This is a genomic window from Bacillus sp. SIMBA_154 (assembly GCF_046536015.1).
GTDB classification, from domain to species: Bacteria; Bacillota; Bacilli; order Bacillales; family Bacillaceae; genus Bacillus; species Bacillus pumilus_P.
Genome location: NZ_JAWJBV010000001.1, coordinates 424,136 through 440,082, shown reverse-complemented (window position 1 = coordinate 440,082; position 15,947 = coordinate 424,136). Strand labels below are relative to the sequence as shown.

The following is a 15,947-nucleotide window of genomic DNA, read 5'->3' as shown; positions in this document are numbered from 1 at the left end:
TCATAGATCAATTAAATTCAGGCCATTCATTCCATAGACCTTTCCACTTTCGGTTATTTTGCCATTGTTCTTCATTACCCTCAGTGCATTTTCAGCTTGTTTTTGATTAGAGTAAATTTTGGGATGATAGTAATTTAGGTAATTGCCAACATCACTCTTAGAAGCGATAACGAACATATTCATTTTTGCTCTCTCCATTCTCATTTTTTATAAGGCTTAATATGATCAATCCCAAGCACATTCAATGTTTTCTTTACATTCATCCCCTCACATTTTTCTCGAATTTTCTCGCTCAATTCATCAGCACATTTACTGCAGCAATTAAATTCAATTCTTTCTTCAATGCTTTTTGAGTTCTCTTCTGTTAATCTTAAACATAAGGGGTATTTCTCAACCCCTTCGCTGCAAATCTCACATATGTAGTCCATTGATTCTCCTTAGCTGTTATATCGATTATATATGTAATTTGTATTTTAATCAATACTTTTTATATGTTATTTTCAATTTATTCAGATCCTAAGTTCTTCTTGATTTCCTCTAATAATACCCATGACTTAGTAATTCTCGGCTCAATTAATTTCCATGTTTCATCATCAATTGCTGCATCCTCTTCCAGAGTAGTGTGTATATAATCCAGGTTGTTATGTACTGTCTCCAGATCATCTTCCATCTTAGCTTTATCCCGTTCTCTCAGTCTATCTTCTCCTCCTTAATGCAAGGGAATATGGTACGTCCAGCTGTCTACAAATTTGTTATCATATGTACGTTCTTGTATCTCACAGGTGAATCCTTTCCTGCGTCTAACAAACACTTCTGCTTTTGCTTTGGTATCAAACTTCTTTGGAACTCTTGTTCCGTTCCATAATACTCTAAAATAATTCTCTATCTACTCCACTAACCCTTCTTCTAAAGTTTTTCTTTGTTGAATTAAATCATCAAACCAATCCTTATCTTTTGTATCTAATGCTTGGTCAATTAGTGAATTTATCTCAGCTATTTTAATCTTACTAGATTCTTTATCTTCATATGTAAGTAATGATTCATCAAATTCCTGAGCGTACAAAAGCCCATCCACTTCAACTTTATATTTAATAACACTCAGTTTTTTTCCTTTTTCAATTGATACATGGTGTGTTGCTTTAATAACTTTACCAACAACACCCCTAGATGAAATCAGAACGCTCTGCCCAATTTTAAATTTCATTCCTTTCTTCCTCTCTAGTGGATAAGATTATTCTTATCAACAATTTGCATTTTAGGATGTCCGCCAAGTGACACAATCATATTCTCAAGGTATTCTATTCTGCTGTTCAACTCTAAACACCGCTGCATGTTGAACTGCTTAGGTTCAGATACAAATCCCTTGCCTTGTTTATATCCATCCGCTGCTCCTGTTCCGATTACAGCAGGAATTAGATCGAGTAAATCATCTTTGCTGAAGTTATGTATGTACTCTTCTACAGTCATATCCTTAACCAATGTATGTAATATATGAATCACTTGCTCGTTTTGCTTAACGTAAATTGCGTAGTTGTCTAAATCAATATGTACGACTTCCAATGAGTTGATTTGCTCTAGGATGCTTTTCATTTTCCTAGACCGTGTTTTTTCAAGTCGGCGTTAATAATGTTCATACCTTCTTGGTATGCTTCCTTTAAATTATTTAAAGCCTGGATTTCAGTAGCTAAATATTGAATAAATTTTTCAGGGTGCGCTTCTCTACCAGAGGCCAGTTTTACACGAAATTCCTCAACACTTTTCTTGAAATTTGTGATAATAATTTCACTTTCCGTCATATTTCACCTTCCCTTTCTGTTTAAAATTCTTTCCTTATGAGCGTAATTAATCCAGGAGAGGATTTTTACTTTTCTACTTGCACTGTAATTAGGATTTTCAGTGGTATACCACTCTTTAAATTCGAACGTCCATTTACTGCTGTTGCAATTTTTGCACGCAGGTACACAGTTACTCAAGTCATTTAGACCTCTATGAATAACATGCTCTTTATGTAGATCTTGTTGATGCATTTCTCTGTGATTCTGTTCAGTTAGTCCGCAGTATGCACAACTATTATTAAAGTATGTTTTACAACTATTCCATTCTTCATTATTAATTGTATGGTTTCTAGATTTTCTTTCAATTCCGTACCTTTTATATAAGGCCTTGCCCTTTTTTGATTGCTGATATTCTCCGAAATACCTCTTTATATGATCTTTATTCTTCTGTCTCCAGTCTTTCCTTCTTGCTGAATGTTCTTTACTATGTTTGATAAAATATTGCTTTAAGTTTTCTTTGTATTTGCTATGATCTTTTAATTGGTTTTGCCTTACTCTAGTTTTGGTACACTCTTTACATTCATTGAAATAATATATCTTCAGGTTACCAACTGAGTCTTTTCTTTTCTGAGAATAATAGTCATCGATACTCTTAGAGATGTTACACGTTTTACATACTTTATTTATTTTCTTCACCTCTGTATACTATATTGCGGCAATGAGCTATATTCTTTCCTCACTGACCAAGTAGATAATGTCCTCAACAATTTCATCGCTACCATAAATCTCTGTATCAAATGAATATGTATGTAATTTTGACTTTGGTATCACTTCATTATAGAGTTCCACAATTGGTTCAATGTCTTTCGTGTTAACCTGATCATCTCCTCTGCTAAGAATCCTTTCTTTAATTACTTCAGGTCTTGCATACAGATAGATTAACTTGGCCTTACTCAGTAATTTGTTCTCGATATTGCTTACTTGCCCATGTGTGAGCTTTGTATTACCAGGGAATTTGGTTGCATAAACAAGGTTAGAATATATGTATCTATCGATGATCAAGTTGTCGTGTTCTGTTAGTCCAAAGCAATAATCATATAGGCTGTCTTGACTTCTTTTTGCTAATTCAAACGATGAACCCCGTAGTATCTTGTAATCTAGTTTCTTTGACAGCTGCTTTGCTACTGTCGATTTATAGCAGCAGTCACATCCCTCTAAAATGATGATCATTTATCATCCTCCTTTGTAACTTTGTGAAATCCCATAACTTCATGTGAACCATCCCCATACTGGACTTCAAGTTGTGAATATCGAGTCGACACTGTAGCCACTATTGCCCTCTCTTTGTTATGGTTGACTATTACTGCATCGTTTACCTTAAACACGACATCACCCCCTTAATTGAGCTAATTCACTTCTGTCATAAAGCTCGACCATATTGTATTCATCATCAGCAACTCCATATTGATCGTTCTTATGTACTTCCACTACTGTCCCTACTCCATATAAAGTAAGAACTCTTTGTCCTAAAGTAAGCTTGTTCAATCAAGTCACTCTTTTCTTTATGTATTATTTGTTATTTTTCATTTATTTCATCGACTGCTAATGTTTTTCGTCCAAACTCTCTGGCCTTTTTTAAGTTATCAATGAAGACATCTAATCTATTTCCTTTTATGTCTCCACCTCTATCCTGACACACTCTTAGTCCGACATCTTCTATGTATAATTTTGTTCCAAATTCCATATATGGCGGGCAAGCAATTGTAACGCCTTGCTTTGTAGTCAAACCGCTTGCTGTTGTACCATACTCAGAATGACCTGGATGCTTGCCCGTGCTTTCGAAGCCGTTTGTATATGCTGTAACAACCATTTTGCGTGTTTGACTCTTTTGTTCCACAGTTTTCTTAGCTTGTTTGACATTTTTATCTCCTTTCTTCTTTTCAACCTTTTTTGCTTTCTTTTGAATTGGCTGTACTTTTACCTTCAGGTATTTCATTTGTAATTTCTTAATTATTTCTTTTTTGCTTTCTTGTTTTGGCAATGGAGCATGTAGCTCGATATGCCTCATTGGGAAACCCTCAACCAACTTTGTCCTACTTGCCTTTTCATTCGGCTTGTCTCTAATTAAACTCATCTCCATCTTAATAAACGAGAATGTTAGCAGCCATCCTGTTAAAACTATTAAGACCTTCGAATTAACTTTATAATATATGTTATTTGTGTTTTTGTCTACAAGTTTTTTGATAATTCTCATCACTCCTCTGTATTTTTTCTTTGGGTTGTAAGGATCAGAGAACCGTCCTCATTGATATGATCGATTTTTGAAATTGTATGGTTGTAAACACTGTTTTTATATACTTTTGGAATGAAGTTATTCCCTCTTCTAAATCCAGTAACCATTAAAAGCGTACCTCTGGTATACCAAGATTTTTCTACAATTTCTTTTTTTCCATTCCCTATAGGTTTCGATATTTGTTTATTATAGTGGCCGAATGAACCGCTCCATTGCTTAACATTTACAACTCCATCCTTAGTGAGTAGTGTAATTGTGTGTTTATTCTTATCTCTATCTAATACAGTTCCAGCAATTCTACATAACTCATGCTCGTATAATGTTTTACCTTTCCATTGATATGGTCTTCCCTGGACAGGTTCTTCTGGAAGGTCGAAGAAATTTTTGATGCCATACTTTATCTCGTCTACATGCTTCAACTCATGATCACCGTAATAGAAGCTTAGCGACTCCATTTCCCATTTGCTATAGGAGCCGTCAGCATACTTTATCCATTCAGATTCAAGCAGAGCGTTATTTAATCGCAATAGTGCCTCTTCTGATGTTATCCAATCTTTTAAGGGTTGTATCTTTGTTTCTTGCTGCTTATCAAACTTTTGTAAAGATACTATTGGCAGACCGTTATCAAAATCAACTATGCATGATTCATCGTAATGATTGTTTAGAAATTCTGCTGACACATCATCTAAAAGAAGTAATTTGTCCTTAGGCTTGTTAAATGTCTTATAAACATTCTTCATTATGTAATCTCTGAATTTAAAGAAACGTGCCTCTGCATGATACTCTTTTGGAATAAGATTATGATTTAGAAGCATCTTTGTGTTTGCCATCGTTAGCTTTGTCTTAGGTTCTGATATTAGCGTAATAAATTCTTTCATCAGCTGTTTTCTTTCACCGAAAGAATCAAATGCGCCACCTTTAATAAGTTGTATAATCTGTCCTTTTTTTAGCTCTCCTTCAATGAACATTCTCTTTACAAAGTCATCAAAGCTTCTATAAGGTCTAGCTGCAACAATTTTATGAACAACATCATCTCCAATGCCATTCATACCTTTCAAGCCGAATAGAATGCTCCCAGAGTCTCTGTCTGCTTTGAAACTAAACTTAGCTTTATTAATATCAGGCAGATCAACTTTAACTCCTCTTTGTCTCATACTGCCAATTGCACTTGCAATCTTCCCATAGTTAGTTGAAGCTTTTTTATCATCTCCCTCGGAATCAATGCCACCACTATTTACTGTGAGACATGCAGTGTTCCAGTATAGTGGATCATATTTGTAATTTAGGTTTTGTTCTTGTAGAGCAATCACTGAATATGCCAAAGTGTGAAGCAGTGAGAATGAATATCCAAATTGTCTCTTAAACTGAACATTCCAGACATAATCAAGCATGATTCTTCTAGTTCCTAGTTTTTTGCCTTTTTCAAAAAATAAAGTTTGGACTTTCTTTAAAACATCGTCTTTCTTTTTGGCAATTGCTTTTCGTAGATGATTGCTTTCTTCAATTGAAAATCCTGAAATTTCTTGATCCATTGACATTTGCATAACTACTTCTTGAGTATCAGCAACTCCATATATGCTTTTAAGATGTCTTGAGAGAACGAGGATTTCATCTTCATTAAGTCCATATTGCTTCATTTCGTTTATCCAAATCTCAATGTTTGATTTATGTTTTGTATAAACGTCTACAGGTTGTTCTTCCCCATCTGACATTAATCTCATTAGAGAGTTAGTGACTGAAGCCTCCAATAAATTCGTTGGGGCAACCTTGATTGCAGCTTGTTGACCCACTTCTGTAGAAAACTGAAACAAATCAATAATTTCACCCTTGCCTACCATTTTCCATAGCTTTGGATCTTCATATTCAATTACATCAGGATGAAGATATTTATTATATGTGTTCTTCAAATTATTTTGGGTTTCAATTTCTCCACTTTCAATCAAGTGATCCAACGTAACTCTTATTTTGTCTAAAGCTTCAATGGTTAGTAAATCAAATTTCACTGATCCCATTGATTCGCTGTCGCCCATATCAAATTGTGTTATATAAACACCTTTTGGGGTTCTCATCATAGCATTAGACTTTGTGTAGTCTTCATTAAAAATAAGTACTCCTGCCGCATGCGAAGAACGCTTATTTGTAAGACCTTCAATTTTAAGACAAGTCTCTTTTAGTTTGGGATACGACTCAACCTCTCTTATAAATTCTTTAATTGGCTTTCTATCTAATTCCTCATTTCCAAAGAAACAATCATTAAGTGTCCAGTTTGCTCCTCTCTCAAATGGTATCATTCCACTTAGATATTGTGAGATGTCATTATCAATTCCCAACCCACGGCATGCTGTTTGTAAAGCAGATTTAGATTTTTCTGTTCCAAAGGTACAAATCTGAAGCACTCTCTTTTCACCAAACTTAGCACGTAGAGCTTTCAAAATTTTAGGCCGCTTGGAACCCTCAGTATCTATATCAATATCAGGTAAATCTGGTCTTGATTTATGTATATGTCTCCAATGAGGCAAGTTGTATTGCATTGGGTTAATTTGAGTTATATCAAGTAGATAGTTAACTAAAAACCCTGCTGCCGATCCCCTTGCAACACCAACCAGACTATCTCCACCACATTCATCATCCCAAATGGTGTTAATGATTTCTCTAACAGTTACATAGTAAGATGACATTGCTTGATTAAGCTTTTGACTGATTTCCCACAGTTCCCCTAATTCAACATCAATTCTTTTAAGAATTTCATGAAACTGTTCTCTAATTAAATCTGGTCTTTTTAACTTTTCTTTGAACCCATCTTCAATTAGCTTTATTAGATACCTGTCTTGCTCATTGTTGGAATTAGCCATTTTACCAATGTACTCATACTTTTCATATCCTGGTTTAAATATGTGTGACAGCTCAAAATCAGGTAGTTCAATTTTTGGAATATATGGTTCATGTTCAATTGTATAGTCATCAACCATGCTTCCAATAAGCATTGTATTTTCGATTGCATCACTTACAACCTTTTTATCTATATAGCTCATTCTTTCATATATTTCACCTATATTTTGAACAAAGCAAGCCTCATAAAAGGAATCAACTTCTCTTTCTCCGTCTTTTGCGTTGAGAAATGCCTGATGAATTGCTCTGTCTTCTGGTCTAAGATAATGAGCATCGGTTGTGACAATCATTTTTAATCCATAACCGTTAGCTATATCAATTAATTTCTTATTGCAGTAAACCTGCTCATCGGAATAAGCTGGCTGTAGCTCTACAAAGAAATTCTCTTTACCAAATACTTCTATACACCATGACATAAAGTCGTGAATCTTTAGTTTCAATCGCTTAATCTCTTCAATGTCATTATTAACTTCAGCTTCTCTAATTTTTAGCAATTGAATATTAACTTCAGAACCCAAGCAAGCTGTGGTAGCTATCAGATTACCTGGATTCTGCTTAACAATTTTCTCTACATCTTTTTTTAACGTTGGCACCCTTTCCATTGTTCCAGTGTAAAAAGAGTTCTCCCAGGCCATCGAGGACAAAATTCTTAGTTGCTCATGACCAAATTGATTTTTGGCCAACATTAAAAAGTGTGGGAATTTAGTGACTCCAGACTTATAGTTATCTCTAACTTCTTCCAGTGAATCCACCAGATATGCTTCATTCCCCAGAATTAGCTTGAAGTCTTCTGGCATTTCACCAGAATCCTTCATTTTTTTCACAGTTTGGATTGCTTCTAAGTGCGCCGACAATACTTCATGATCTGTAATTGCTAAACCTTTGTAACCCTGATCTAAAGCTGTTTTTAGCAACTGTTTAACCTGGTTTGTAGAGTCTAATAACCTAATATTACTTTTGTCAGTATGACAATGACAGCCAATCATTTAACCCCTCCTAGAACACGAGTTCTTTTTCTTTGGTCTTCACCTCCAGTTCAACAATTTCAAACTGAGCTGTTTTTCTTCCCATATATTCATTTGCCTTTGCTTTTCCAATGATGTTTAAAACAAGTAATTTATTCTTGTTTGATGCTAGGTTTTCATAAAACTCTGTATCACTTTTAAAACGTATGTATTCTATGTCATCATACTTGAACTTAATAGTATTTTTATTCTTCTTTCCTATGTGTTCGATACCTTCTGCTGCAATTTCAATGTTTGTAATAGAAATCAAAGGTTCTTCAACTTTGTATCCCCATAAAAATTTATGATTATCGATTGTAAATATAAAATCTTTGGTTAACTCACTTGATGGGATCTCAAAATCCACTTCAAAGCAATCATTGTGTTCAATTTCCTTTAATCGTTCATTCAGTGTTTCATTAACTGTTGTAAGTCTTTCTCTTTTGATTTTAAAACCCGCAGCATTCGGATGACCTTCTACAAATTCGAATTGACCTGTAGACAAAAGCAATTCTTTAAAATCCTTAATCTCACCTTTGTCATAGCCTCTGATAGAACCTGAAAGCATTCCTTCTTCTTCATCCTTCCTAGCTAATAAAACAGGTCTTTTATAGGAATCTGCCAGCTTATTAGCCACAAGCCCTGTTAAGTCTTTATCCAGAATACCTTCCACATACACAATGAGCACTTTGTTATCTAACAAACCCTTGCTTTCAATTTTAATTTCAATCTCTTCTGTAGCTTTATCAACCAATCTTTTTTGTTTCCCTTTCAGATTGGTAAGCATCCTCACTGTATCATCTTGAATAGAAACCATTTCTTCTGTGTCTGAGCCTCTTTTTTTATAGGGCACTTTCTCTCTGGATCCAAGCAAAGCTTTAAACATTTGTTCTTTTTCTTCTCTGCTGCCAACTCTTATCGCCGCATTTATCAAAGGATTGATGTAAAATTGTGTGCTTTGAATTGTTTTATTACCACCCGTAGAATACTCTTGCTTTTTAAACAACTTTCTAAGCAATGGATTTTTTAGCTCATTTAATCCTAAATACATGTAATATCTCGTTTCTAATTCACGTGAATCCGCTGAATCAGCAATATTACCGATAGAAACTAAATCGACAAACTGTTTGGCGATATCTTTATTGAGTTTTGCATCTAATGCCTGGCATACCTTATAGACCATCCCTGCTCCTGTTAGAGACTTGTTTTTGTATTTAAGAGACAACTGGTTATTAACAATTAGAGCGTCTTCAGATTCAATGTCACAGTCATGGTGATCAATTACTATAGTCTCAATATCTCTATCCCTAAGTACTTTATGTTCATCATATTGATTAGATCCTGCATCAGGAATGATAACTAAATCCGTGTTTAATGGAACATCATCTGGATTGATTCCATGTTGCTTACCTTCTTGCAGTCTATAGGTAATTTTCGCTCTAGGATACGCTTTCTTTATGTACCCAATTAAAATGGCTGATGAAGTGTACCCATCCGCATCACTATCCACTTGAATAAATATGTTATTTTTATTTTCTAAGTGGTGAATAATTAATTCAGCAGCTTTATCAATATTGTGTAATAAGGAATAATTCAATTCACTGCTTTTTCCCACATCAATAAAACCACTTGGATTAGTAATCCCTCTATTAACAAGGATTGTTTTAATCGGATTCTTGAGGTAATCATTACTACCAATAAGTTTGTACTCCATTTATTCCTCCCTCGTTGTGATCTCTATTTTATTTTTCATCAACTCCTCCAGTATTTGTTTCCCTTTATCTGCTGGGCTGTCTCTGTAATCCAAAAGATCATTATAATCCCAAAGTGCAAATACTCTCATGTATGGGGTGAATTTACTTGCCAGCTTCACAATTTTCTTCTCATACTCTATTAATTTTTCAGCATATATATCATCAGACTCATCTTCTTTTTGCGACCTGAATTTATCTAATGCAATAATTACTTCTTCAACTCCAAGTGATAGCAATATATCCCGATGATAAACTGAGATATTACTAGAACAAACCGCACAAGTGAAGTTATCGTCACCATAGAAATCGTTGCATTTTAAAACTGATTTTTCTGATTCAAATAGAACCGCTTTTTTCAGTCGCTTAACTGCTGATTTTGTTATATGAAGTCCATACAAATTCAACATTGTTGGATGATTGTACAGCGTGTTTTCTATTTTCAAAGGCATGTATTTAAATCCTTGATCTATTTCTTCTTTAATCATCGATCTCTTTCTAATCCCCACCAAATTCCCATGTAAGTCTCTATGAGGAATTGAAATACCTTCTGTATGTGATCTGAAATAGTAGCCTATCTCAAATGCATCCATTGTAGAGTGGCTTATGCCTTCTCTAAGCCACTCAGTATGATGGTAAGGAATAAATACATTGAGTACCTTTTCGTTAAATATAGGAAGCTCTGTGTTCTGTTTTGGTGTTCTTTTAAATCGGTCAAATATTGCCCAATCTTCTTCTAAGGTTTGTTTTTTTGAAGCACTTGAACCTCCAAAGCCAAACCTTTTCCCAGTTATACTTACTATGTATTCAATTGCCTGGCTAAAAGTAAAATTGACGCCTTTTTGTTTTTTCGCTCTTATAATAAGCTCAAATACATCAAAACTGTCACCGCATTCTGTATAACATTTGAACTGTTTGCTTTCATTGTAATAATACAACTTGAAGCTTCCACCTGAAGCGTTGTGACACACAGTTCTATATACTGGATGACCATTCTGCCAAAGATTCTTTTCGCTTCCTAAATCAAGCATTATCTTATGTATTTCGTCTATCGTCAAACTATCTTTTATTTTATCTTTATCAAAACGCAAGGGTTAATACACCCCTATCCTGCCTGAATAACAAGTTTATCTACATTAACAATTTCATTGTCTACATTAGTAACAAAGCAATCTTTAATTCGCATAGTCCCCATGTTTATGTATGTAAAAACTTTGACGTTCACATGTCTATTTCCTCGATTCTTATACACATGAACTACGAAGTTGGGCTCTCTGCCACCGAAATTACCTCTAGCAGTCATAATTTTTTCGACTGCTTTCTTTTCTTTGTTGCTTAATGGCAATATAATCATCCCAGCATCAATTTTGTTTGCTACCGCTTTACTTCCACTTAGATACTGACCATCAATCACTTCTCCTTTCTTCCACGCTTCTTTCCACTCTCCATTCAGCTGTGTTGCAGACGAAAGAAAAATCTTGTATTTATTAGCCAATGTTTTTAATTTATCCGATATTACCAGCAAAACTTGATCTTCCCTAAGTTTTATTCCACTTCCTTTTGCCATTTCAGCAAAGATTGAAACTGATGTATGGATGTAATCATAGAAATAGTACTGAACCTTATTTTTCACTACATTCCTTTCAATTGTTCTCTCAATCTCTTGGATGTTGAAGTCTGGTAGATAATCAAACCAAATTGGTGATTCACTTAGAATTTCAGCTGCTTTTATAACCCTTGCTTCTTCATCTTCGGTCATATTGTTCAATTGTATTTTTTCTTCATCTACATCACTAATGAAAGCCAAAGCAATGGTTTGCAATTCTTCTTGCAACATTTCTGTTGATGTTACATTTGAGTGTTTGCCCCATTTGTTTTCGACCCACTGCTTTTTTTCTGTGTCATAAAGCATTGTGGCACTTATAGCGCAAGCATCAGCAACCATGTTTCGAGTCTTTCCTACTCCAGTTGTACCTGAACGAAGATAGAACTTTTTCAACCTAGAACCTCTAAAAAGGGAAGTAAGCATTTCACTATTCATAGGAGCACCAATTTCAGGTGTTTTCTTGATTCTCTCTAATAAATTATTAACACCTTCTCCACCCTGGATGCTACTACTCTCTGACGATTCTTTAAACTTCTCTTTGATTTCAACAATGTTATTCTCATAAATTCTCAAAATCTCATCCACTGAAGTTGAATCAAAGTTAGACTGCATTTCTTCCTGCTCTTTAGGATCGATCAATGTATCGTCATAGATTCCACTAATATCAAACCCGACACCTTGCATCTCTCTAAGTAAGCTAAACTTTTTCAATTTCTCATAATAGTAATCAAAATTCTCTAATGAGGGGAATTCCTGAACTTTCTCAATATATTCATCCCCGTTAGCATCTTCAAATACCTTGTATTGAGTTGGATATTCCTGTAGATAGCCTACAATTTCTATTAAATTTAGGTCTTCTACTCCCTGTCGCTGCAGATTACGCATAACAGAAAAAATGATCTTGTGAAACTTCTCAGGAAAATCTTCTGGCACAAGTTTGTATTTGCTGCTTTCAGCAACAATTGAAGGATCTTTTAAAATGCATCCCAAAACTTGCATTATTGTTTGTTTATCTTGTAACAATAGCACCCTCCTTTCTAGAATTGAGCAATATCAATTAAATCTCTTGGAGTTTCATCTTTGACTTCCTTTAAGGTGAAATGCAATTCTGTTCTTTCTTCATATCTAGATGCTGCATCGATAATTCTTTTTTCTTCTATGTAATTTCTTTTTGCATCCTCATAAATATAAGGCACAATACCAACACCACCGTGTTCTTGAGGATTGTTTCCTAAAATCTCATAGAAGTATTTAAGTGCTAATTCGATGCCTTTAAGCTTATACTTGTATTCTTCTTGAAATTCCTTGATTTGCTTCCGAATCATGCCTGTAGGAGCATCGAGGTTGTACAATTTGCAAATATATTCGTACAAGTTTTTTCTATCCTCAGCCTCTCTTTGCCAGGTATTAAAACAAGCTGTATGATAATATCTTTTTTTATATGGAAAAGCATCATCCTTGTCTAAAGATTGCTCACAATAGGGACATTTTACTTGTCTGCCCATTAAATCCCCCTTTTTAAATTAAGAGAGGGAGAAGCCCCTCTCTATTAATCTAATAAATCATTTAAATCATCAAGAATAACAGACATAACATCTAATTGCTTTGGAGTGCACTCAGTTACTTTCTTGTCTTTACCTAAATGTTTTTCAACTACTTCATTCAATTTTTCAAGTTTTCCTTCAGCATTAAGCTGTTTACCAGTCTCTTTAATACTGTTCATTAAACTATCAAAATCTTGACTTTCGGAAGAGTTCACCTCTTTTTGTTGCTCATACGTAACAGCTGTGATCCCTTCAGCTGCTTCTTGTCTCTCAACCGCTTCAATAATGGCTTGGTTAAGATTCTCAGCGGTGAACTCCTCTAGGTATGTATCAATATAATCAAAGCGAGATCGAGCAAAAAATTCATCTGTTTCGGCCATCCATGCACTTGATTTGATAACATTCTTATTCTCGTCTACTCCATTGGATTCTAAGTAAACTACAATGTCACTATTATCAATTACTGGAGCTAATGCACGTTTATCACCTTTAGGATAGATTTTACCTGATTTATCTGCTTCTGCATGTGCGATGAAAATAACAGTAAAACCATTACTGATTAATTTATTAATCTCATCCCAAACTTCATTTTCGTACTCTTTCCACAATCCAAAGCCATCGTTTCCATCTTTAATTCTTTCAACATTGTATTGATTACAAACATATCTGGTCGCATACTTTGCAAATGCATCAACCTCGTCTACTACAATTGTTTGATACATTTCCTTTGCTTTTTCAACGTTTTTGGAAAGCTGCTTGTTTACCTTTTTAAAGTCTCCCCAACTATTGATTGGCATAAAATTTACACCAGCAATTGCATTTAACCCTTTTTCAAAAGGTAGATACAATGGTTTAGTCATTCTTGATGATTGCTTGCTTTTACCTAAGTTGTTAGACCCATAAATAGTGACAACCTTACCTTCAATTCCTTTTGCAATTACTGAAACTTCTGGCTTGAAAATATCTAATCCTGACAAATAACCCGCTCCTTATATGTAATTTATATTTTATTAATGTTGTTTTGTTCTTTAAAATGGAAGATCGTCGTCTGCAATGGTTACAGGTTTGTTATTTGAAGCTGCTGGCTTTCCTCCACCAAACCCACCTTTTTTCTTGTTATTCTTGCTGTTCGCATCTTTGTTGGCTTCTTGTTTCTTTTGATCTAATTCGATTTCTCTTTCATTTAGTGCTTTTTCAATAATCTCAGGGTTATACGCATTTTTATTATCTTCATCATATGGATCTTGGCCAGCAGTAACCAAATACTCTCTTTTCGTTTTTCTTTCTACTTCCACTTTAGGCTTACCAAAAGCACTTTCCTTCTCTTTTTGAGTTCTTTCTTTATAATTAACAATTTCTCCATAAACATTTACTGTAGAATGCTTCTCGTAGTTGTCAGCTACATATTCAGAACCTTCTTCAGTTACAACAAACGAAAATGGAATAACCTTGCCACCATATAGTGGGATATGTCCATTTAATACTGCTCTACCTGTTTCTTCACCATTTGCTCTTTCTTGTGCAACATTCTCTACAAACATCTCTACATCAAATGTAGCTTGTGGTTCAAATTCGTCAATCGACTGTCTTCTTGCAAAGTTTAAAGATAATTCAGGGTAAGATTTCAATTCATCATTCGCAAAATATTCATTTAGACCAAGTTTGCCTTCTGCTTTAATCTTGTCTGCTTCCTCTCTGGAAGAATTTGCGATTGATTTGTATTCATCAATCATGGTCTTAAAGGCTTTTGCCTTTTTGCTCTCTTTTCCATCTTTAGTTGTGTATGAAGACATTCCTTTTAATGTATGTACAGAGAATTCATCTGTCTCAATATCAAGTTCAATATTAATACCCTTTTTATTTCCCCATTCATTTGATCTAATTTCAGCCAATGTTCCTTCTACTACTACCTTGTTCAATGCTTCTCTTAATTCAGTGTTCGCCATATGTATTATTCATTCTCCTTAATATATGTTATTTGTTGTTTAATTGCTTTTCAATTGCTTGAAATACGCTATCTTCTAAACGTTTTTCAATTCTTAGCTTATGTGGGAGATTAATAATTTCTACAATCTTTCCCAATCGTACTTTAATCATTAAATTTCCATAAAGATAAACCTTACCTAACAATCCTTGTTTAATAATTCTTTCAGGTTCTCTTTCCTGTAAACAGATAATGTGTCTATTGAGTTTCTTTTGAATCTTCTCGTCAGAGAATGTGCTTCGTCCTTTTACTGTCTTTCTGTATGTATCAGCAGCTGTTTTACTTACTTTCAATAGCTTCATATGCTCACCTCCTCTTTAACTGTAACTCTATAATATATGTAATTTGTATTTTAGTCAACACCTTTCATATATTATTTTGATTTAAAATGACAGTTTTATTTAAAAATGAATAACCCCTTTACAATGAGCTATTCATTCATCATCTTTATTTTTGGCCATCCTTCTCTGTTTTGATCTAATTAGCCATATCGATCCTACAAAAAAAGACATCCCAATCAACTTTAAAATAAACCTTGTTAGAAATGTAGACCCATCAATTTCAATTCCTAGCATAATTGCAGCTATTATGATTCCTATAAAGCCAGTTAAGTAATATAAAATCACAAAATATACCTCCTTTAAAAACATTGAAAGGAACCCCTGAAAACCAGGAGTTCCTTTCTCCATTCAATATTTTCTTAATGGGATATTTCCAATAAAATTATTTAGTGAAATTTTAAAATGTTGTTCAATATCATGTCCAAGTCTTTCATGTAATATCTTTATTTGTTCGATTATATAATTAAGATCGAAAACATTATATAACTGTTGAGCTTCCCAAATAGTGGTGAGTCGAGCCTTATTATCAAATGGTATTACTGAAATAATGGGTTCGTCTTCCTCATACTCCATTGTGTAATATCTATACTCTGTAACTTTGTTTTTTTTCTTAATCTTTTTAATCCAGTCGTGCAAAGATGCATAAAATTCTAATAAGGCAATATTTTCTTCGAAATAAACTTCACCATTTATAACAATCTTAAACTCTCCCTCTACTCTTAGCGCTGTTGAGGGATCTTTCTTCATGTTCTTTGGAATA

18 protein-coding genes are annotated in these 15,947 nt (G+C 34.2%); all 18 read right to left on the bottom strand.

Annotation, left to right across the window (positions count from 1 at the left end; all coding sequences use genetic code 11):
• Positions 1-505: 505 nt before the first annotated feature.
• A complete protein-coding gene (locus R0K30_RS02590) occupies positions 506-670 on the bottom strand; it encodes a hypothetical protein (protein WP_340960944.1) in 165 nt (54 codons plus the stop codon).
• Positions 671-886: 216 nt separating this feature from the next.
• On the bottom strand, positions 887-1,204 hold the full coding sequence (locus R0K30_RS02585; protein WP_340960943.1) for an IDEAL domain-containing protein: 318 nt from the start codon (positions 1,202-1,204) through the stop codon (positions 887-889).
• A gap of 14 nt (positions 1,205-1,218) precedes the next feature.
• Complete coding sequence (locus R0K30_RS02580) at positions 1,219-1,560, bottom strand: hypothetical protein (RefSeq protein ID WP_410608967.1); 342 nt, start codon at positions 1,558-1,560, stop codon at positions 1,219-1,221.
• A 26-nt stretch (positions 1,561-1,586) separates the two neighbouring features.
• Complete coding sequence (locus tag R0K30_RS02575) at positions 1,587-1,796, bottom strand: hypothetical protein (protein ID WP_410608965.1); 210 nt, start codon at positions 1,794-1,796, stop codon at positions 1,587-1,589.
• 3 nt (positions 1,797-1,799) lie between these two features.
• Positions 1,800-2,471 (bottom strand): HNH endonuclease, encoded by a 672-nt coding sequence (locus R0K30_RS02570; RefSeq protein WP_410608963.1) that lies wholly within the window; start codon positions 2,469-2,471, stop codon positions 1,800-1,802.
• Between the two features lie 27 nt (positions 2,472-2,498).
• Complete coding sequence (locus R0K30_RS02565; RefSeq protein ID WP_410608961.1) at positions 2,499-3,005, bottom strand: hypothetical protein; 507 nt, start codon at positions 3,003-3,005, stop codon at positions 2,499-2,501.
• A 159-nt stretch (positions 3,006-3,164) separates the two neighbouring features.
• Complete coding sequence (locus R0K30_RS02560; protein WP_410608959.1) at positions 3,165-3,320, bottom strand: hypothetical protein; 156 nt, start codon at positions 3,318-3,320, stop codon at positions 3,165-3,167.
• Between the two features lie 31 nt (positions 3,321-3,351).
• Entirely contained in the window at positions 3,352-4,029 is a 678-nt protein-coding gene (locus R0K30_RS02555; RefSeq protein WP_410608957.1) for a 3D domain-containing protein, read from the bottom strand.
• On the bottom strand, positions 4,029-7,943 hold the full coding sequence (gene dnaE, locus R0K30_RS02550) for a DNA polymerase III subunit alpha (protein WP_410608955.1): 3,915 nt from the start codon (positions 7,941-7,943) through the stop codon (positions 4,029-4,031). The genes R0K30_RS02555 and dnaE overlap by 1 nt, the downstream gene beginning before the upstream one ends.
• A 10-nt stretch (positions 7,944-7,953) precedes the next feature.
• Positions 7,954-9,675 carry a DHH family phosphoesterase gene (locus R0K30_RS02545; protein ID WP_410608953.1) on the bottom strand — a complete coding sequence of 574 codons (1,722 nt, stop codon included), beginning with the start codon at positions 9,673-9,675 and terminating at the stop codon, positions 7,954-7,956.
• Positions 9,676-10,803: a hypothetical protein gene (locus R0K30_RS02540; RefSeq protein WP_410608951.1), complete on the bottom strand. Its 1,128-nt coding sequence runs from the start codon at positions 10,801-10,803 to the stop codon at positions 9,676-9,678. It lies immediately after the preceding gene.
• A 14-nt stretch (positions 10,804-10,817) separates the two neighbouring features.
• A complete protein-coding gene (locus R0K30_RS02535) occupies positions 10,818-12,341 on the bottom strand; it encodes a DnaB-like helicase C-terminal domain-containing protein (RefSeq protein WP_410608949.1) in 1,524 nt (507 codons plus the stop codon).
• A 14-nt stretch (positions 12,342-12,355) separates the two neighbouring features.
• Complete coding sequence (locus R0K30_RS02530) at positions 12,356-12,823, bottom strand: hypothetical protein (RefSeq protein ID WP_410608947.1); 468 nt, start codon at positions 12,821-12,823, stop codon at positions 12,356-12,358.
• A gap of 44 nt (positions 12,824-12,867) precedes the next feature.
• Positions 12,868-13,839 (bottom strand): ATP-binding protein, encoded by a 972-nt coding sequence (locus R0K30_RS24030; RefSeq protein WP_471660121.1) that lies wholly within the window; start codon positions 13,837-13,839, stop codon positions 12,868-12,870.
• Positions 13,840-13,890: 51 nt separating this feature from the next.
• On the bottom strand, positions 13,891-14,808 hold the full coding sequence (locus R0K30_RS02515; RefSeq protein ID WP_410608945.1) for a hypothetical protein: 918 nt from the start codon (positions 14,806-14,808) through the stop codon (positions 13,891-13,893).
• Between the two features lie 28 nt (positions 14,809-14,836).
• Complete coding sequence (locus tag R0K30_RS02510) at positions 14,837-15,148, bottom strand: hypothetical protein (RefSeq protein WP_289383069.1); 312 nt, start codon at positions 15,146-15,148, stop codon at positions 14,837-14,839.
• Positions 15,149-15,280: 132 nt separating this feature from the next.
• On the bottom strand, positions 15,281-15,535 hold the full coding sequence (locus R0K30_RS02505; RefSeq protein ID WP_410608942.1) for a hypothetical protein: 255 nt from the start codon (positions 15,533-15,535) through the stop codon (positions 15,281-15,283).
• The gene (locus R0K30_RS02500; RefSeq protein ID WP_410608940.1) at positions 15,536-15,934 is read right to left on the bottom strand and encodes a DUF7878 domain-containing protein; all 399 of its coding nucleotides are present in this window, start codon (positions 15,932-15,934) and stop codon (positions 15,536-15,538) included.
• Between the last annotated feature and the right edge of the window lie 13 nt (positions 15,935-15,947).